Raw genomic sequence first — 18147 nt, 5'->3', positions numbered from 1 at the left:
AATAGACAAGGAGAAAAACCATGCGCAACTTCCAGAAATTGGCCCTCATCGCCTCGGCTGTCCTGCTGACCGCCTGCTCGTCGACCAAGCTGCAGGAAACCCCGGTCGTCGAAAAGACCCCGACCCCGGCGCCTGTCGCCCAGGCTGAACCGGAACGCGTCATCCGCCCGGTCGAGACCGGCAACGTCGATCCGCTGAACGATCCGCAAGGCGTGCTGGCCAACCGCAGCATCTACTTCGACTACGACAGCTTCGTCGTGCGCGAAGACGGCAAGCCGGTGGTTGCCAACCACTCGCAATACCTGACCAAGAACACCGGCCGCAAGATCCTGATCCAAGGCAACACCGACGAACGCGGCGGCACCGAGTACAACCTGGCCCTGGGCCAGAAGCGTGCCGAAGCCGTCCGTCGCGCGATGGCCGCGCTGGGCGTGTCGGACAACCAGATGGAAGCCGTCTCGCTGGGCGAAGAGAAGCCGAAGGCAACCGGCAGCAACGAAGAAGCATGGGCTCAGAACCGCCGCGCCGACATCGTTTACCAGTAATAGTTGATCAAGTCGGCTGATACGGCTTAAGCCTGAGCCGATTGACAGCGGGGCGGACAGCAGTGCAGACTGCATCCGCCCCGTTTTTATTCTGCTACCCGAAAGAACTCCGCCATGATGAAACTGTCCCCGTCCCGCCTGGTCCTGCTGGCCGTGATGGCCTGGATGCCGCTGCAGGCATCCGCCGGCCTGCTCGACGACAACGAAGCGCGCAAGGCCATCCTCGAGCTGCGCGCCAAGGTCGATGCCGTGGCCCGTGAGCTGAAAACCCAGATCGACAACAAGTCGGACAGGACCGCGCAGCTCGACATGCTGAACCAGCACGAGCAGACCATGCAGGAAATCGCGCGCCTGCGCGGCCAGATCGAAGTGCTGGCCAACCAGATCACCCGCGCCCAGGAAAGCCAGAAGCAGCTGTACGCCGACCTCGACGCGCGCCTGAAGAAGGTCGAGCCGCGGCAGGAAACCGTCGACGGCCAGGTGGCCACGGTGCTGCCGTCCGAAAAGTCCGCCTACGACAGCGCGACCGCCATGTTCCAGTCCGGCGACTACCAGGGCGCCACCACCGCCCTGCAGGACTTCGTGCGCCGCTACCCGGATTCCGCCTACGCCGCCAATGCGCAGTACTGGCTGGGCAACGCCTACTACGCGCTGGGCGACTACAAGAAGGCCATCGCGGCCCAGGAAGTCGTCACCACCACCTATGCCGGCAGCCCGAAGGCGCCGGACGCGATGCTGAACATCGGCAGCAGCTATGCCCTGCTGAAGGACAGCAAGAACGCGAAGAAGGCGCTGCAGCAGCTGGTGTCGAAGTATCCGGAGTCGAGCGCGGCCCGTACGGCCAAGGACCGCCTGGCATCGCTGAAGTGATGCGTGCGCCCGTCATGATGCTGTGCGGCATTTGACAGCGGGCGCGACGCACCCTATAATCTTGCTTCTTCGGGTCGTTAGCTCAGTTGGTAGAGCAGCGGACTTTTAATCCGTTGGTCGCTGGTTCGAGCCCAGCACGGCCTACCAGAATCAGCAGAGACGCCAGCCTTCGGGCTGGCGTTTTTGTTTATGCCCTCCGTCGCTGCACCCTCGCTTCATGGTCACGCGCCATGAGCAATCGATATGATACAAAAAAGACAAGCTCACTTTGTTTTTTGTATCATTTTCCGAACTCTCGATGACCTCGCCGGTCATATGATTCCCGAGCCTGCAGCCCCTACTGTTGGTTACTTCCTACGCTTGATTGCAATTGCTTGACATTGCTGAGGGATAGGAAGATATTGTTCTTTCGAAGCAACACCTTGAAGTCGTAAGCAATTGTGTGCGCTCTTGTATTCGCCGGGCGCACATGTAAAATAAACAACATCAGATGCACCTGCCCGTCAGGCGCATCGCGGACTGGATTTTATTGTGAAGCGTTACTGGCATTGCATGTCGACCACTTCTCATCTGCACGCTTCGGACACGCGTACGCGCTACGCCTGCACTCCCCTGCTTGCCTGAACGGCCGGCGCGCCCAGCGCGCCAACCGAATTCTCCTGTCAGCAAACGCTCCAGCACCTACTGTCAACCTATTGCATGCCTGTCTCCGGCGGAGACGGCAAAAGGAATAACAATGAACACCGAACACTCGCATCCACGCATCCACCCGGGCACCGTCGACCGCAGCAACCCGCGCGCACCGAAGCGCACGTTTGCAAAAGGCATCGTGTCGAACAGCCGCCGCCTGCGCCAGCGCATCGGCGTGGCGGTCGGCCTGTGCCTCGGCATGGCAGCCCTTTTCATCACGCTCGAGTAAGCGCGCACCAGCTCGGGAGCACGGCACGCCGCATGCGTGCGCATGCGCCCACGCCATAAAACAACAGCGGACCGTCGGCCCGCTGTTCGATTGACGAGGCGCGGCTGATCGCCGTCAGAACTCTTCCCAGCCTTCGGTCGCTTCCACGGCCTTGGCGGCCTTGCGGGCCGGCTGCGCTGTGGCCGCCTTCGCCTCGCCGCGTACCGGGGCGGTGACCCTGGCCGGACGCACGGCCGGCGCCCGCGCCACGACTGCCGCCGCTGCTGCCGACCGTGCCGGCGCCGCCTGCGCGTCGAGCCGGAAGATGCCGACCGCCTGCGCCAGCTCAGCCGCCTCCTGCTGCAGCGACTGGGCTGCCGCCGAGGCTTCCTCGACCAGCGCGGCGTTCTGCTGCGTCACCTGATCCATCTGGGTCACGGCGCTGTTGATCTGCTCGATGCCGGCGGTCTGTTCCTGGCTGGCGGCGGTGATCTCGGCCATGATGTCGGTCACGCGGCCGACGCTCTGCACGATCTCCGCCATCGTCGCGCCGGCCTGGTCCACCAGCTCGGAGCCGATGTGCACCTTCTCGACCGAGTCGTCGATCAGCGCCTTGATTTCCTTGGCCGCGGCCGCGCTGCGCTGCGCCAGGTTGCGCACCTCCCCTGCCACCACCGCGAAACCGCGGCCCTGCTCGCCGGCGCGCGCCGCTTCCACCGCCGCGTTCAGGGCCAGGATATTGGTCTGGAAGGCGATGCCGTCGATGACCGTGATGATGTCCACGATGCGCGTGGCCGAACTGTTGATCGCGCCCATGGTGCGCACCACCTGCTCCACCACTTGGCCACCCTTGCCCGCCACCTGCTGGGCCGAGGCCGCCAACGCATTGGCCTGGCGCGCGTTGTCGGCGTTCTGCTGGACGGTCGAGGTCAGCTCTTCCATCGACGAGGCGGTTTCTTCCAGCGAACCGGCCTGCTGCTCGGTGCGCGCGGACAGGTCGAGGTTGCCGGCGGCGATCTCGCCGGAAGCGGTGGCGATGGTGTCGGTGCCGGCGCGCACGCGCGTGACGATCCCCACCAGCGACGCGTTCATGTCCTTCAGGGCCTGCAGCAGGCGCCCGGTTTCGTCGTTCGCGTTCACCTCGATCTTCTGGCTCAGGTCGCCTGCGGCCACCGCGCCGGCGATCCGCACCGCCTGCTCGAGCGGGCGCACGATCGCGCGCACCAGCATCCAGCCCACCACGGCCGCCATCAGAAGGCCGAACACCAGACCGGCCAGGCACACCAGGCGCACGGTCTCGTAGGTCTGCTGCGAACGCTCGTACTCGTCCTTGGCCACGCGCTGCTGCAGCGCGAGCAGCTGGCCGCCGCTGGCGCCCACCGGCTGGAACAGGCGCGCCATCTCGCCCGCCACCAGGCCGTTGGCCAATGCCGTATCGCCGGCGCGCACCGCGGCGACGGCCGGCAGCAGGCCGCGGGCCAGGAAGGCCTTGCGGGCCTCGACGAAGCTCGCGGCCAGCGCGGCTTCCTCGTCCGTCAGCCTGGTATGCTCGTAGGCTTTCCAGCTTGCCGTCGCCGCCGCAATATTGGCGTCGACCTCGGCCAGCAGCGCGTCGCGCTGGGCGCTGTCGGTAGTGGCTGCCGCCTTGCCGACCAGTAGCTGGTTGGTGGTGATCAGCTGCATGACGCGGCTGAGCTGGCCGATCGGGACGACCCGGTCGTCATGCAGGCTCTTCAGTTCCGCATTGGCGACAGCGAGGTTATAGATACCGATGACGGCGCCCGCCACGAGTTCGGCGGCCAGGAAGGCGATCACGAAGACGAGGCGGCTCTTGATGCTGAGATGTTTGAACATGGTGGGCTCGAAAATGGTTGGGCCGGTTGAAATTGCCATGAGGCATCGACGTTCATATTGAATTATAGAAACAACTCCCCATCCATCGGGCATATCGGCTCCGCACATTGCGCCAATCCGAGCGGAGCGTCGCGGTCCAGCCACAGAATTTTGACAAGCTGGCATCCTTCATGGCCAGCTCGACAAGAAGAGACGGCATGGCGGCCTCGGCGGCAATGCCGGTTTGCCTATAAAATGCTGCGATTGATTTCCGCAGCGCATGAGCTGCCCGCAAAGGCTCCAATGAACTTTCCCGTCCTGATCAACCTGGTCCTCGCACTGCTCGTGTGCGTGCTGCTCTATCGCCTGCAGGCGAAGCACGTGTCCTTCACCAAGCGCGTCTTCACCGGCCTCGGGCTCGGCGTGGTGCTGGGTGCGGCCATGCAGGCCGTCTACGGCGCCGGCTCGCCCGACGTCGCCGCCACCAATGCCTGGCTGGACGTGCTCGGCAGCGGCTACGTGAAGCTGCTCCAGATGATCGTCATCCCCCTGATCATGGTCTCGATCGTGCAGGCCATCCTGAAGCTGCGCAATGCCGCCTCGCTCGGCGCCATCAGCACGCTGACGATCGGCATCCTGCTCGCCACGACCATCGTGGCGGCCGCGATCGGCATCCTGATGGCCAAGCTGTTCGGCCTGAGCGCGGTCGGCCTGACCAGCTCCGCCGCCGAAGTGGCGCGCGGCGAATACCTGCAGGGCAAGCTGGCGGCGGCGCAGGAAATCTCGCTGCCCTCCATGCTGCTCTCCTTCATCCCGGCCAATCCCTTCCTCGACATGACCGGGGCGCGCACCACCTCGACCATCGCGGTGGTGGTGTTCTCGATCTTCATCGGCATCTCGGCCACCGGTATCGCCGGCAAGAAGCCCGAAGTGTTCGAGTCCTTCAGCGGCTTCGTGCACGTGGCCCACGTGATCGTGATGCGCATGGTCACGCTGGTGCTGCGCCTGACGCCCTTCGGCGTGTTCGCCCTGATGACCAAGATGGTGGCGGGATCGAGCCTGCAGGACATCCTCAGCCTGGCCAGCTTCGTCGCCGCCTCCTACTGCGCGCTGGCGCTGATGTTCCTGGTGCACCTGATGCTGGTCGCCGGCAGCGGCCTGAACCCGCTGCGCTACGTGGCCAAGATCTTCCCGGTGCTGGCCTTCGCCTTCACCTCGCGCACCAGCGCGGGCTCGATCCCGATGAGCGTGGCGACCCAGACCGCGCGCCTCGGCACGCCCGAAGGCATTGCCAACTTCGCCGCCTCGTTCGGCGCCACCATGGGCCAGAACGGCTGCGCCGGCATCTATCCGGCCATGCTGGCAGTGATGATCGCGCCGACCGTCGGCATCGATCCGTTCACCGCCTCCTTCCTGCTGCCGCTGCTGGCGATCGTCGCCTTCGGTTCGATCGGCGTGGCCGGCGTCGGCGGCGGCGCCACCTTCGCGGCGCTGATCGTGCTGTCGGCGATGGACCTGCCGGTGGCGCTGGCCGGCCTCTTGATTTCTGTAGAACCCTTGATCGACATGGGCCGCACGGCGCTCAACGTCAGCGGTTCGATCACTGCCGGCACCTTGACCAGCCGCATCCTCGGCGAGACCGACATGCGGGTGTTTCATAGCGATGCGGAAATCAATTTAGATAGCGAATCGCAAGCCGTGTAAGAGGGCTCCGACGCTACGGCGAGCCTGTCCGGAAAGCCCGCAATCGTGCGCTTTCGGCCCGTAGAATCCGTCTATGATGATGTCATGTCAATATCAAAGACGGGCAGGTAATGGAACAAAAGTGGCCACAGGAAGTCTGGCTGGTCAGGCATGGACAGAGCGCCGGCAACGTCGCACGTGAGATTGCCGAAGCCTCTGCCGGACACCTCATCGACATCGCGGACCGCGACGTCGACGTGCCCCTGTCCGAACTGGGCGAGCGCCAGTCCGAGGCGCTCGGTTCCTGGTTCGCCTCGCTGCCGCCGGAGCAGCAGCCGACCGTGGTGCTGCACTCGCCCTACGTGCGCGCCGCCGAGACCGCCAACATCCTGATGCAGCGCCTCGATCGTTCGCGCCTGGTCGTCGAATCCGACGAGCGCCTGCGCGAAAAGGAATTCGGCATCCTCGACCGCCTCACCACCTACGGCATCGCGCACCACCATCCCGCGCTGTACGAGCAGCGCCAGCACGTCGGCAAGTTCTACTTCCGCCCGCCCGGCGGCGAGAGCTGGTGCGACGTGATCCTGCGCCTGCGCAGCGTGGTCGACACCCTGAACCGCGAGTTCTGCCGCGAGCGCGTGCTGATCGTCGCGCACCAGGTCACGGTCAATTGTTTCCGCTACCTGTTCGAGCGCCTCGACGAAAAGACCATCCTCGAGTTCGACCGCGCCGGCGATGTGCCGAACTGCTCGGTCACCTCCTACGAATACGATCCCGATCTCGGCAAGGGCGGCCATCTGGCCCTGCGCCTCGTGAACTTCGTGGCGCCGCTCGAATCGACCGGCACCCCCGTTACCGCCAGCAAGGACCTGCCTGCCGCACCGAAGGCCTAAGCCCATCCCATGGAAACGCTCATCGACACGCTTGATCGCGCCACTGCCGTGCACGACGTCGACACAGCCCTGCTGCAGGGCTGGCCGGTGCCGATGCCGGCCGTCGAAGGCGACAAGGAAATCCGCGGCCACGTGCTGGTGCTGGGCGGTTCCTGCGAGATGCCGGGCGCGGTCATCCTGGCCGCCACCGCGGCCCTGCGCGCAGGCGCCGGCAAGCTCACCATCGCCACCGGCCAGAGCGTGGCCCAGCTGGTGGCCCTGGCCATGCCCGAGGCGCGCGTGATCGGCCTGGCCGAACAGGCGAGCGCCGGTTTCAGCATGGACGCCGTCGCCTGCCTCGACCCGCTGGCCGAGCGCGTCGACGCGGTGCTGATCGGGCCGGGCATGCGCGACGAACCGGCCACCGCCGCGCTGGTGCATGCGCTGCTGCCGCGCCTGGACGCTGCCGGTACCCAGGTGGTGCTGGACGCCTGCGCCATGGGCACGCTGCTGCATCCGCCCGCCGGCTGGCCGGCCGGCATGCCCTGGCGTTTCGAGCGCCCGGTGATCCTCACCCCGCACGCGGGCGAAATGGCGCACCTGACCGGCACGCCCAAGCAGGACATCAATGCGGAGCCCGACCCGCGCGCACTCGAGGCGGCACGGACCTGGAACGCGGTGGTCGCATTAAAAGGTGCGCGCACTGTCATCGCAACGCCCGATGGAACGTTGTACCAGCATGAAGGCGGCAATGTTGGCCTGGCCATCTCCGGATCCGGCGATGTGCTGGCCGGGGTCATCGCCGGCCTGGCTGCCCGCGGTGCGCCGCTGGACCAGGCCACCTGCTGGGGCGTGGCGCTGCATGCGCGCGCCGGCGAACGCCTCGCCGAGCGCATGGGCACATTAGGATATCTAGCGCGGGAAATATCACAGGAGATACCCGCGCTCCTGGAACAGATCGCGGGCAAGGATGCCGGCGACAGCGAGACCATCCGGCCCACGCCGGTGGGATGGGGAGCGGAGTTCCAGTAGCTTCGCTCTCCAGCAAGTACGACAGTGTTCGATCCGAACCGGCGGCCGGGCTGCCAGTCTAACGAAGTCGGATCGTGCACTGACCGGGGCCGCGTATTGCGTCGGTTCCCTGATGGTTCCACTGCTGGGTTCCCGAACCCTCAGAGGACCTAACCTGGCGTCGTGGTGTTCCAAGGCCTCACCTGGACGCTGCGGCACAAGATAGACGTGAACGAGGAGTTTAAACAATGAAAGCACTGACCAAAGCACCAAAAATCCTGCTGACTGCTGCTGTGTTGGCCTCCCTGCTGGGCGCTTGCCGCAAGAACGAGCCGGCGACCGACACCACGACCACCACGCCGGACACCTCGGCCACCACCCCGAGCAGCACCTCGGGCGCCACCGGCACCACGGGTGACACCGGCACCGGCGCAACCGGCACCGGCACCACCGGCACCGACATGGGCACTGGCGCCACCGGTACCGGCGCAACCGGCACCACCACCGATCCAACCATGACCACCCCGCCGGCCACCACCACCGATCCGGCAGCAACCGGCACCACCGGCACCGGCACCTCGGGCACCTCGGGCACCACCGGTACCACCGGCACCGGCACCACCACCCCGCCAAGCACCGGCGGCTGATCCGCCATCCGCCTGGCAACGAACGGAGCCCGCGCTGCGGGCTCTGGGACTTCCACTCAGGAAGCTGGCTTCGTGCCGTTCTTATAGCGGCGATCGCCAGCCCGGCAGGGCTGGCTTAGTCGCATTCTGTTTCCCCTCTCGTCCCCCATTTCCCACTGCCTCGCTTCAATGCCCTATAAGAGGGTCAGGTCTGACATTCAGACACGGGCTGAGCAATACAGCAGCGTAACGGTCGAGTTCGTGTCCGAATGTCAGACCTGACCCCAATGGTGAGCGCATGAAAAAAGCCAGCCCGAAGGCTGGCTCTGTGCGGGTGAAGCCGGTGCGGCTTATGCCGCCTGCGGGGTTCCGCGGCCGCGGCCGCTCACGAAGCGGCCGATGCGCACGATGCCGCGGAAGATCAGGCGCACGAAGACCAGCGTCAGGATGGCCTCGACAAAGGTCATCAGGAAGGCCAGGGCCACGTTGTGGCGCTTGGCGCGGCGGTTGAACTTCGCGAACATGCGGTCACGGGCGATCTCGATGCTGTCGTAGAAGGTCGGCACGACCAGCAGGGTCAGCAGCGTGGAGGTGATCACGCCGCCGATGATCGCAATGGCCAGCGGCTGGTAGAACTGGCCGGCATCGCCGAAGGCCATCGCCACCGGGAACATACCCGCGATCAGTGCGAAGGTCGTCATCAGGATCGGACGCAGGCGCTTGCGGCCGGCCTGCATCAGCGCTTCCTCGCGGTCCACGCCTTCCTTTTCCAGGGCGCGGGCGGCGTCGATCAGCAGGATCGCATTCTTCGCCACCAGGCCCATCAGCATCAGGACGCCGATCATGCTCATCAGGTTGAGCGTGTTCTTGGTCAGGATCAGGGCCAGCACCACGCCGATCAGCGACAGCGGCAGCGAGAGCATCACGCCGATCGGTGCGGTGAAGGAACCGAACTGCATCACCAGGATCAGGTACATCAGCAGGATGCCCGAGAACAGCGCGATCATCATTTCACGGAACAGCTCCTGCTGGTCCTCGCCCTGGCCGCCCAGCGCCAGGCCATAGCCCGGCGGGAAGTCGAAGCTCTTGGCCAGTTTCATGGCGTCGGCGGTCACTTCACCGGCCGAACGGCCCTGGGCGTTGGCGGACACGGTGATCAGGCGCTCGCCATCCTTGTGGCGGATGCCGGCCGGGCCCTTGCCCATGGTGATGCTGGCGATCTGCTCGAGCGGGACCATCATGCCGGTGCCGCTCACCGCGATCGGCAGGCGCTCGATGCTGTCGGTGTTGACGCGGTCTTCCGGATGCAGGCGCACGGCGACGTCGCGGGTCTCGTTGGTCGGGTCGACCCAGTCGCCCACTTCGATGCCGGCGAAGGCCACGCGCAGGGACTGGGCGGCGTCGTTGACCGAGATGCCCATGGCGTTCGCCAGGCCGCGGTCGAGCACGATCTGCAGTTCGTTCTTCGGATCCTGCTCCGACAGGGTGACGTCGACGGCGCCCGGCACCTGGCGCAGTTTTTCCATGTAGGCCGAGGTCAGTTCCATCAGCTTGCGCGAATCCGGACCGGTGAACTCGATCTGGACCGGCTTGCCGCCGCCGCCCAGGTCGTCGATGACGGTGTACTCGGCGCCGACCAGCGGGGCGATCTTGGCGCGCAGTTCGGCGCCGATTTCGGAACCGCTGCGCTCGCGCTTGCTGCGCTTGCCGATATCGACGTAGACGCGGCCGCCGCTCAGGTCGACGTAGCTGTTGGTATCCTCGGTTTCCGGGATCGAACGGGCGATCTCGGCCGCGGCTTCGACCTTGCGGCGCGAATATTCCAGGCTCGACGAGGCCGGGGTGCGGATCTCGACCATGATGGTGCCCCAGTCCGATTTCGGCATGAAACTCGAGCCGCCGAAGAAGCTGTGCAGGAGGATGGCGCCGGCGAAGCTGGCAAAGGCGATGAAACCCATCCATTTGCGGTGGTGCAGCGCCCAGGCGATCACGCGGCCGTAGCGGTCGGCCTGGTGGTCGAACCAGGTATTGAAGCGCTGCAGCACCAGGCTCAGGCCCTTCTTCGGCGCATGCGCGTGGTCAGGCGGGTCGCCCCAGTAGGCCGACAGCATCGGGTCGAGCGTAAAGGAGATCAGGAGCGAGACGATCACCGAGCAGGTCACGGTCAGTGCGAACGGACGGAACCACTCGCCGGACACGCCCGGCATGAAGGCCACCGGCACGAACACGGCCATGATCGAGAAGGTGGTCGCGGCCACGGCCAGGCCGATCTCGGCCGTGCCTTCGAGCGCGGCGGTACGGCGGTCCGAGCCCATTTCCATGTGGCGCACGATGTTTTCCCGCACCACGATCGCATCGTCGATCAGCACGCCGATCGCCAGGGACAGGCCCAGCAGGGTCATGAAGTTCAGGGTGAAGCCGCACAGCCACACGGCGATGAAGGCGGCCAGCACCGAGGTCGGCAGCGCCAGCGCGGTGATCAGGGTCGAACGCCAGGAGTTCAGGAAAGCGTACACCACGAAGATGGTCAGGATCGCGCCCAGCACCAGGGCTTCGATCACGTTGTCCAGGCTGCTTTGTGCGTCTTCGCCGCCATCCTGCACGACTTCGATAGCGGTGCCTTTCGGCATTTCCTTGTTGGCTTCCTTGACGACCTCGTGCACCTTCTTGGCCAGCGACACGGTCGAGGCGTCGGGCGAACGGGCGATCTGCAGGCCGACGTTCGGCTTGCCGCTACGAATCGACAGGCTGTTGATGTCGGCGAAGCCGTCCTTGATCTCGGCCACCTGGTTCAGGCGCACGATCTGGTCGCCGTTGCGCTTGACCACGATCTGCGAAAAATCTTCCGGACGCTCGATGCGGCCGACCAGGCGAATGCCCTTCTCGTCCAGCTCGCTACGCAGCTTGCCCACCGGGGCATTGGTATTCTGGGTGCGCAGGGCATTGGTGACTTCCGACACCGAGACATTGTATTCACGCAGTTTCTCGGCGCGCAGCAGGACCGACAGTTCGCGGCGCAGGGCGCCGTTCACGGTCACGGTCGAGACGCCCGGGATGGCGCGGAACTTGTCGGCCAGCACGTCCTCGGCATAGCGCGAGATCTCGGCGTGCGACTGGGTGCTCGAGGACAGCGACAGCTGCATCACCGGCTGGGCATTGATGTCCCAGCGGCGCAGCACCGGCTCGCGCATCTCGACCGGCAGCTTGTAGCGCACCGCGGCGATCGCGTTGCGCACGTCGTCCGAGGCTTCGATGACGTTGCGGCCGAAATTGAAGTCCATGAAGAACGAGACGCCGCCTTCATAGGAGTTGGAGGTGATCTCGTTGACGCCCTGGATCGCCAGCAGCTGCTTTTCGATGCGGTTGGTGATCTCGCGCTCGACGGTCTCGGGCGAGGCGCCCGGATACGGGATGCTGACCGAGAGGGCCGGACGCTCGACGTCCGGGTTCTGGTTGACCTTGAGCTTGGACAGCGCGAGCAGGCCGATCAGCATCATCGCCACGATCATGACGACCGTCGCGACGGGTCTCTTGACACTAAAATTGGAGAGGAACATTTTTAATTATCCTTGGTTGTCCTGTGTTCCTTACTTGCCCTGCGCCGCGACCTGATTGGCGGCGCTGGCCGCGCTGGCCACCACGGCGGCCGGCATCTCGACCTTCTGGCCATCCTTCAGGTTCGAGGTCGGCGAGCGCAGCACGATGTCGCCGGCGACCAGGCCCTGCTTGACTTCGATGTTGCCGGTGCGCGGATCGCGCGCGCCGACCACCAGCGGGACCTTGTTCAGGGTCTTGTCCTTGATGCGCCAGGTAAAGGCGCTGTCGCCGGCCTTGACCAGCGCAGCTTCCGGCAGCATCAGGGCGTTCGTGCTCTGGGCGTCGATGCGGCCTTCGGCGTACAGGCCGGCCACGCGCGGCTGGGCCTTGTCGGCGAACTCCACCACCACCTCGACCTGGCGGGTGATGGCATTGGCGGCCGGGTCGATGCGCTTGACGATGCCGGCGAACTGCTGCTCGCCGTAGCCGTTGACGCGGAAATTGACCTTCTGGCCGAGCTTCACGTTGGCGATCTCGTCGGCCGAGACACGCGCCTGGAAGCGCATGCTGTTCGGGTCGATGACCTTGACCAGTTCCTTGCCGATGGTCGCGGTGTCGCCGGCCGAGACCTTGCGTTCGGAAACGATGCCGTCGAAGGGCGCGCGCACCACGGTGCGGGAGAGCTGCTGGCGCGCGGTGGCGGCGCGGCTCCTGGCGGCCGACAGCTCGCTCTGGGCGCTGTTGCGGCGCACTTCGGCTTCGTCCAGGCCGACGGCCGAGGTCATGCCCGAGGCGCGCAGGGTCTTCATGCGCTCCAGCTGGCGGTTGGCCTGGTCCAGGGCCTGGCTGGAGGCGCGCACCGCTTCGTCGGCGGAAGCGACGGTGTCGCGGATCGCGGTTTCATCCAGGCGCACCAGCACGTCGCCGCGCTTGACCGGCTCGCCGTTCTCCTTCAGGACCTGCAGGACCACGGCCGAGACTTCGGCGCGCAGGTCGGCCTTGCGCTCCGGCTGGATCGAGCCGGTGACGACCGGGCCGCTGGACAGGGTGTCGTTCTGGATGGTCAGCACGTCTTCCGACGCGACCTTCAGCTGCGAGGGACGCTTGTCCTTGGGATCGGACTTGCCGCCGGCCTGGGCGGTTTCCGTGCCCGGCTTGGCAGGCTCCTTGGACTCCTTGCTGCAGGCGGCGAGCGCCGAAGCGATGGCAAGGACGAGTAGTGTTTTGCGCAGCATTGTGGTTCTCCAGAGAAGGACTCAGTATGTGTTCTTGTAAAAATGCGTATATGAACAGCCAGCGCGCAGTATCGAGTAGTGCCCTGCCAACTTCAAGTGAGGACTCTGCATACTGCGGAATTCGAGGGATGAAATGCGATATTTCGCGACGAGCTGCATTCCAGACGGACTGGAATGTGGCCGATTCCGGACAATTCGCGGACAGGCGGACGTCCGAAGCTGTCCGCCCGACCGTATTTACCTGATCAGGCGCCGAAGATCGCGTGGATCAGGAAACCCATCCCGATGCCGGTAGCGATGCCGCCGCCGATCTCCACCAGGGTGTGGCCCATGCGCTCGCGCAGGACCACGTGGCCGACGGTGTCGCAGGCCAGCTTGTTGATCGCCGCGGCCTGGCGGCCCACGTGCTGGCGCAGGCTGTTCGCGTCGATCATCACGATGAAGGCCAGGGTCACCGCCACCCCGAAGGCCGGATGGCCGATCCCCTCGCGCAATGCGATCAGGGTAGCCATGCTTGTGACGACGGAGCTATGGTTGCTGGGGAAGCCGCCGTTGCCCACCAGGTTGAAGGCCCAGCGGCGCTGGCGCGCGCTGGTAATCAGGAACTTGATCGGGCCGACCACCATCCAGGTCAGCACGGGTGTTACGAGGTATGCGAGATCCATGTCCAAATCCAGGTACGACGAGGTAGATAAATGATGCTGAGTAATGCCGGGCGGAATTATCTCAGATGCAAGCTCTTACCGATATAAAAACGATGCCGAATCAAGGACATCCGTAGCGCCGCCGCACCATCCGGGACGGTAATATTCTCCCAACTAGACTAGACAGGCAAGGGGGCGGTATGCGGCATTTCCGGTTGTCGATCGCGGTAACGGTCATCCTGATGGGCCTGGCCGGCTGGTGGGGCCACGAGCACCGCGGCATCCCGGGACTGTTGCAGGCGCTCTGGATCACGGCCGTGCTGGGCGTGCTCGAAGTGTCGCTTTCTTTCGACAATGCGGTCGTCAACGCCTCCGTCCTGCGCGGCTGGAACGAGTTCTGGCGCAAGTTGTTCCTCACGGTCGGCATCCTGGTGGCGGTGTTCGGCATGCGCTTGCTGTTCCCGCTCGTCATCGTGTCGGCGGCAACCGGGCTCGGGCTCATCGAGGTCTGGCACATGGCGATCGACAATCCGACCGAATACTCGCGCCACCTGACCGAGAAGCACGCCGAGGTGGCGGCTTTCGGGGGCGCCTTCCTGATGCTGGTCTTCCTGAATTTCCTGTTCGACGAGCAAAAGGAACTGCACTGGCTCGGCTGGATCGAGGAAAAGGTCGGCAAATACGGCACCGAGGGCCTGGCCATCGCCCTCACCCTGCTGGCGGTATACGGCGCCATGTACCTGATCGAGCCGGCGCGCAAGCTGTCGGTCCTGATCGCCGGCGTCACGGGCGTCCTGATCTACATCGGCGTGCAATGGCTGAGCGGCCTGCTGGAGAAGGAAGAAGAAGACCCGACGGTGGGCAAGATGATCGCCCAGGGCAGCATCGGCGGCTTCCTCTACCTGGAGGTGCTGGACGCCTCGTTCAGCTTCGACGGTGTGATCGGGGCCTTTGCGATCACCAACGACGTCGTCATCATCATGCTGGGCCTGGCCATCGGCGCCATGTTCGTGCGCTCGATGACGGTGTTCCTGGTCTACAAGGGCACGCTGGAAGAGTTCGTGTTCCTGGAGCACGGCGCCCACTATGCGATCGGCATCCTGGCCATGATCATGTTCGCCAGCGTCCACTACCACATTCCCGAGTGGTTCACGGGGCTGTCGGGGCTGGCCTTCATCCTGGTGTCGCTGTGGTCCTCGGTGCGCTACCGAAAGCGCATGGAGCATGAAGGCGCCAAGGACGCAGCCTGAGGGGGCCGCCGCCGGCAGTTTGTGATTTTGTCCATCCGTGGCAGAATGTGCCCGGCCGCGTTGCTGCCAACCTGACAACCCACCTATCCTATGCCGAAGACCATGCCGAAACGCGCTACCGCCATCCTCCTGTCCGCCCTTGCCGCGATCGTCGTGCTGTTCGCGCTGTATACCTGGTTCACCCTGAGCTGGTCGTATTCGGAAGGCGAACGCGCGGGCTACCTGCAGAAGTTCTCCAAGAAGGGCTGGCTGTGCAAGACCTGGGAAGGCGAGATCCTGCTGTCGAGCATGCCGGGCGCGATTCCGGAGCGCTTCGCCTTCACCGTGCGCGACGACGCGGTGGTCAAGCAGCTGCAGAATGCGATGGGACAGCGGGTGCAGATCACCTATGAACAGCACGTGGGCGTGCCGACCTCGTGCTTCGGCGAGACCGGGTATTTCGCGACCAGGGCCAGCACCGGGCCGGCGAATCCGGTGGCGCCGAGCGAGATGCCGGCGGCGCAGTAATACGCGCTATGTATTAATGGGGTGCTGATGATATGCGTGGCATATCAACCAACTTGGATCCCGGCCTGCGCCGGGATGACGGTCTCCAGGCTAACGCAGCGTAGAGATAGCGCATCATTCCACCTGTACCCTTAGCACGTCGCTCCGGCGAAGGCCGGAGCCCAATTTGACGTTCGACGCGTATCGACAACGCGTCAGGATCACTCCTCGTTCTTCCTCTGATTCAGAATCACATCCGCCAGCCGCGTCGCCGCCTGCGAGGCCGACGCCGGCGGCGTGCTCTTGAACCTTCCGAGCACCTCGCGCGTGATGTTCACCGAAGCGACCCGGTGCTCGGCCTCGGCCTTGCGCTCGCCGAGGGCGTGATCGAGGGCCGCCAGCTCCCCCGTCTGCTCCTCATGGCGCTGCGCTTCCAGCTCGGCCAGTTGCCGGCGCGCGTCCGCCATGCGCCGGGTCGCCTCGGCCGCCTTGCGCTGCATCTCGGCGTGGCGCTGGGCGTGTTCCAGGAGCGCGCGCTGGGCGTCGCGCTTCTCGACCGCGGCCTGCAGTGCGGCCTGCTCCGCTACTTCGCGCTCGCGCGCCAGCCTGGCTTGCTCTTCCTCGGCCGCGGCGCGCGCCTGGGCGGCCTGGGCCGCCGCCTGCTCGGATGCCAGCCGCGCGCTGGCCGCCTCGTTGGCGCGCGTGTCCGAGGCCGCCTGCTGGCGCTGCGCGGCCAGCTTGCGCTCGACCAGGGCCAGCGATTCGCGCGCGGCCTCGGTGGCGGCGCGTTCTTCAAACAGTGCTGCTTCGGTCAGCTCCAGCTGGCGACGCTCGAGCTCGGCACGCTCGGCCTGCGCCTGGGCCAGTTCGGCCGCCCGGCGCGCCTGCGCCTGCTGGGCGCTGGCCGCCGCCTCGGCATGCTCGGCCTCCTCGATCGCGGCGCGCGCCTGCGCCCGCTGCGCTTCCAGGGCCGCCTGCTGCGCGCTTTCCGCGCGCCGCTCGGCTTCACCCTGCTCCCTTGATTGTGCGGCTGCCGCCTGCGCTGCCGCGGCGCGCGCCTCGGCGGCCCGCGTCAGTTCCTGTTCGGCCTGCAGGCGTTCCTCCTCGCGCGCCAGCGCCGCTTCCTCGGCGGCGACGCGCTCGCGCTCGGCCTGGGCCAGGCGCTCGGCCTGCTCGGCGCGCGCCCTGGCCGCTGCCAGCGCTTCTTGCCGGGCCTCGGCCTGCCGGCGCGCGGCGGCCAGCGCCGCATCCTCCAGCGCGTTTTCCTCTGCCTGCGCCTCGGCCGCTCCCAGCGCCAGGGCCGCGCGTTCTTCCGCCAGCGCGCGCTGGCGCTGCTCCTCTTCCAGCTGGCGCGCCGCCGCCTGGCTTGCCGCTTCGTCGGCCGCGGCACGCTCGCGCGCCTGGCCGGCGGCGAGTGCTTCGGCTTCCAGCCGCGCCTGCACCTGCTGGCGCGCCTCTTCTTCGGCCCGCGCACGTTCCTCGGCCACGTCGCGCAGCCTGCGGTCGGCCTCGATGCGCGCCTCGGTCGCCGCCAGGATGCGCGTTTCGGCGTCGCGGCGCGCCTGCGCGGCGGCCGCAGCCGTCTGCTCAAGGCGTTCGCGGTGGGTGGCGGCGTCGCGCAATTCCTTCTCGGTCTGCAGGCGCATGCGCAGCGACTGGGCCGCGACGCGCTCGGACTCGGCCTGGGCCAGCGCGATCGCCTCGCGTTCCTGTTCGATGTGGGCCAGCGCGCGCGCTTCTTCCAGCGCCCGCGCCTCGGCCGCGGCGCGCGCAAAGCTCGATGCGAGGGCTACCTGGTCGGCGCGCTCGCGCTGCTGGGTCAGTTCCAGGGCTTCGGCTTCGGCCTGGGCCAGCTTCTCGGCGGTCTGGCGGGCGCCGCGTTCGGCGCGCTCGCGCTCGCGCGCCAGGATCGCCACGCGCGCGTCGGCGCTGGCGTTGTGCAGCACTTCTTCCTTGGCCGCTTCCACCGCCGCCATGCGCTCGGCCGCCTGCAGGCGCGCCTGTTCGGTCTGCGCCAGCAATTCCTCGGCGGCGCGCGCGGCCTGGGCCGCCATCTCGGCCTGGGCTTCGACCTGGGCCGCGTGGCGCCGGCGCGCTTCTTCTTCAAGACGGGCACGGGCCTCGACCGCCATGCGGGTCTCGGTTTCCTGCTGCACGCGGGCGCGCAGCTCGGCGGTCTCCTGGCGGATCGCCTCCAGCCGCTCGCTGGACGCCTGGGCGGCGGCGCGCAGCGACTCCAGGCGGTCGCGGTCGGCGGCAATCGCCTCTTCGGAGGCCTGGGCATTGGCCAGCGCGGCGGCGGTCGCGGCCGCGTCCAGCGCGGCGCGCTCCTCGGCCAGCGAACGGGCGCGCGCCTCGGCATGGGCGCGGCTCTCGGCGGCGACATTGGCCTTGGCTTCGGCCTCGACGCGGGCGATGGCTTCATGGATCTCGCGCATATCCATCGGGCCGCGGGCGGCAGCCGGCGCCTCCGGGACGACGCTCCCGGCATGGGACAGATCGATCGTGAAGTCGCTATCGTCGTACTTGTCGTGCTCGGGCTTGGTGGGTTCCATGGTCGTTCTCAGTGAGGGACGCAGCGTGCGTCCTTCTGATTATCCGGGAAATTGCTCACGCCTGTCACGCCGAACTGGACGGCAAAACCACGGCAATTCCCG

General features: G+C 66.3%; 14 protein-coding genes and 1 tRNA gene. 10 read left to right on the top strand and 5 right to left on the bottom strand.

Annotated elements, in window-relative coordinates:
• The first annotated feature begins 20 nt into the window (after positions 1-20).
• The 4 genes from pal (at position 21) to FG94_RS22790 (ending at position 2334) form a co-directional block, all read left to right on the top strand.
• Positions 21-545: a peptidoglycan-associated lipoprotein Pal gene (pal, locus tag FG94_RS22805; RefSeq protein ID WP_036216443.1), complete on the top strand. Its 525-nt coding sequence runs from the start codon at positions 21-23 to the stop codon at positions 543-545.
• Positions 546-659: 114 nt separating this feature from the next.
• A complete protein-coding gene (ybgF, locus tag FG94_RS22800; protein WP_036216441.1) occupies positions 660-1415 on the top strand; it encodes a tol-pal system protein YbgF in 756 nt (251 codons plus the stop codon).
• 71 nt (positions 1416-1486) lie between these two features.
• Positions 1487-1562 (top strand) — tRNA-Lys (locus tag FG94_RS22795).
• Positions 1563-2151: 589 nt separating this feature from the next.
• Positions 2152-2334 carry a hypothetical protein gene (locus FG94_RS22790; RefSeq protein ID WP_027866191.1) on the top strand — a complete coding sequence of 61 codons (183 nt, stop codon included), beginning with the start codon at positions 2152-2154 and terminating at the stop codon, positions 2332-2334.
• A 114-nt stretch (positions 2335-2448) separates the two neighbouring features.
• Here FG94_RS22790 and FG94_RS22785 read toward each other — a convergent pair whose 3' ends face one another.
• A complete protein-coding gene (locus FG94_RS22785; RefSeq protein WP_036216439.1) occupies positions 2449-4167 on the bottom strand; it encodes a methyl-accepting chemotaxis protein in 1719 nt (572 codons plus the stop codon).
• 282 nt (positions 4168-4449) lie between these two features.
• On the opposite strand from FG94_RS22785, the gene FG94_RS22780 reads away from it, so the two are divergent.
• From FG94_RS22780 to FG94_RS22765, 4 genes are all read left to right on the top strand, one after another.
• Positions 4450-5850: an L-cystine transporter gene (locus FG94_RS22780; RefSeq protein ID WP_036216437.1), complete on the top strand. Its 1401-nt coding sequence runs from the start codon at positions 4450-4452 to the stop codon at positions 5848-5850.
• Between the two features lie 110 nt (positions 5851-5960).
• Complete coding sequence (locus FG94_RS22775; RefSeq protein WP_036216436.1) at positions 5961-6722, top strand: histidine phosphatase family protein; 762 nt, start codon at positions 5961-5963, stop codon at positions 6720-6722.
• Positions 6723-6731: 9 nt separating this feature from the next.
• Positions 6732-7733 (top strand): NAD(P)H-hydrate dehydratase, encoded by a 1002-nt coding sequence (locus tag FG94_RS22770; RefSeq protein ID WP_081926138.1) that lies wholly within the window; start codon positions 6732-6734, stop codon positions 7731-7733.
• Positions 7734-7960: 227 nt separating this feature from the next.
• The gene (locus tag FG94_RS22765) at positions 7961-8359 is read left to right on the top strand and encodes a hypothetical protein (RefSeq protein ID WP_036216435.1); all 399 of its coding nucleotides are present in this window, start codon (positions 7961-7963) and stop codon (positions 8357-8359) included.
• Between the two features lie 329 nt (positions 8360-8688).
• Here FG94_RS22765 and FG94_RS22760 read toward each other — a convergent pair whose 3' ends face one another.
• From FG94_RS22760 to FG94_RS22750, 3 genes are all read right to left on the bottom strand, one after another.
• Positions 8689-11895 carry an efflux RND transporter permease subunit gene (locus tag FG94_RS22760; protein ID WP_036216432.1) on the bottom strand — a complete coding sequence of 1069 codons (3207 nt, stop codon included), beginning with the start codon at positions 11893-11895 and terminating at the stop codon, positions 8689-8691.
• A 30-nt stretch (positions 11896-11925) separates the two neighbouring features.
• The gene (locus tag FG94_RS22755; RefSeq protein WP_036216430.1) at positions 11926-13110 is read right to left on the bottom strand and encodes an efflux RND transporter periplasmic adaptor subunit; all 1185 of its coding nucleotides are present in this window, start codon (positions 13108-13110) and stop codon (positions 11926-11928) included.
• Positions 13111-13355: 245 nt separating this feature from the next.
• Entirely contained in the window at positions 13356-13775 is a 420-nt protein-coding gene (locus FG94_RS22750; protein ID WP_036216429.1) for a divergent PAP2 family protein, read from the bottom strand.
• A gap of 179 nt (positions 13776-13954) precedes the next feature.
• Between FG94_RS22750 and FG94_RS22745 the strand changes: the two genes are divergently transcribed.
• Positions 13955-15004 carry a DUF475 domain-containing protein gene (locus FG94_RS22745; protein WP_036216427.1) on the top strand — a complete coding sequence of 350 codons (1050 nt, stop codon included), beginning with the start codon at positions 13955-13957 and terminating at the stop codon, positions 15002-15004.
• Positions 15005-15106: 102 nt separating this feature from the next.
• Positions 15107-15511: a hypothetical protein gene (locus tag FG94_RS22740; protein ID WP_036216616.1), complete on the top strand. Its 405-nt coding sequence runs from the start codon at positions 15107-15109 to the stop codon at positions 15509-15511.
• 200 nt (positions 15512-15711) lie between these two features.
• Here the strand turns inward: FG94_RS22740 and FG94_RS22735 are convergent, their stop codons facing one another.
• Positions 15712-18045, bottom strand: a complete 2334-nt coding sequence (locus FG94_RS22735) for a hypothetical protein (protein WP_229446039.1) — start codon at positions 18043-18045, stop codon at positions 15712-15714.
• Between the last annotated feature and the right edge of the window lie 102 nt (positions 18046-18147).

The sequence above is a fragment of the Massilia sp. LC238 genome, from assembly GCF_000735635.1.
GTDB lineage: Bacteria > Pseudomonadota > Gammaproteobacteria > Burkholderiales > Burkholderiaceae_D > Telluria > Telluria varians.
The sequence above is the reverse complement of the archived record's forward strand: the minus strand, read 5'-3'. Positions and strand labels throughout refer to the sequence as shown.

Excerpts from the sequence above, each read along its gene's own strand:
- FG94_RS22755 (WP_036216430.1), bottom strand. The coding sequence starts at position 13,110 with ATGCTGCGCAAAACACTACTCGTCCTTGCCATCGCTTCGGCGCTCGCC.
- FG94_RS22735 (WP_229446039.1), bottom strand. The coding sequence starts at position 18,045 with ATGGAACCCACCAAGCCCGAGCACGACAAGTACGACGATAGCGACTTC.
- FG94_RS22770 (WP_081926138.1), top strand. The coding sequence starts at position 6,732 with ATGGAAACGCTCATCGACACGCTTGATCGCGCCACTGCCGTGCACGAC.
- FG94_RS22775 (WP_036216436.1), top strand. The coding sequence starts at position 5,961 with ATGGAACAAAAGTGGCCACAGGAAGTCTGGCTGGTCAGGCATGGACAG.
- ybgF (WP_036216441.1), top strand. The coding sequence starts at position 660 with ATGATGAAACTGTCCCCGTCCCGCCTGGTCCTGCTGGCCGTGATGGCC.
- FG94_RS22785 (WP_036216439.1), bottom strand. The coding sequence starts at position 4,167 with ATGTTCAAACATCTCAGCATCAAGAGCCGCCTCGTCTTCGTGATCGCC.
- FG94_RS22765 (WP_036216435.1), top strand. The coding sequence starts at position 7,961 with ATGAAAGCACTGACCAAAGCACCAAAAATCCTGCTGACTGCTGCTGTG.
- FG94_RS22745 (WP_036216427.1), top strand. The coding sequence starts at position 13,955 with ATGCGGCATTTCCGGTTGTCGATCGCGGTAACGGTCATCCTGATGGGC.
- FG94_RS22750 (WP_036216429.1), bottom strand. The coding sequence starts at position 13,775 with ATGGATCTCGCATACCTCGTAACACCCGTGCTGACCTGGATGGTGGTC.
- FG94_RS22740 (WP_036216616.1), top strand. The coding sequence starts at position 15,107 with ATGCCGAAACGCGCTACCGCCATCCTCCTGTCCGCCCTTGCCGCGATC.
- FG94_RS22780 (WP_036216437.1), top strand. The coding sequence starts at position 4,450 with ATGAACTTTCCCGTCCTGATCAACCTGGTCCTCGCACTGCTCGTGTGC.
- FG94_RS22790 (WP_027866191.1), top strand. The coding sequence starts at position 2,152 with ATGAACACCGAACACTCGCATCCACGCATCCACCCGGGCACCGTCGAC.
- FG94_RS22760 (WP_036216432.1), bottom strand. The coding sequence starts at position 11,895 with ATGTTCCTCTCCAATTTTAGTGTCAAGAGACCCGTCGCGACGGTCGTC.
- pal (WP_036216443.1), top strand. The coding sequence starts at position 21 with ATGCGCAACTTCCAGAAATTGGCCCTCATCGCCTCGGCTGTCCTGCTG.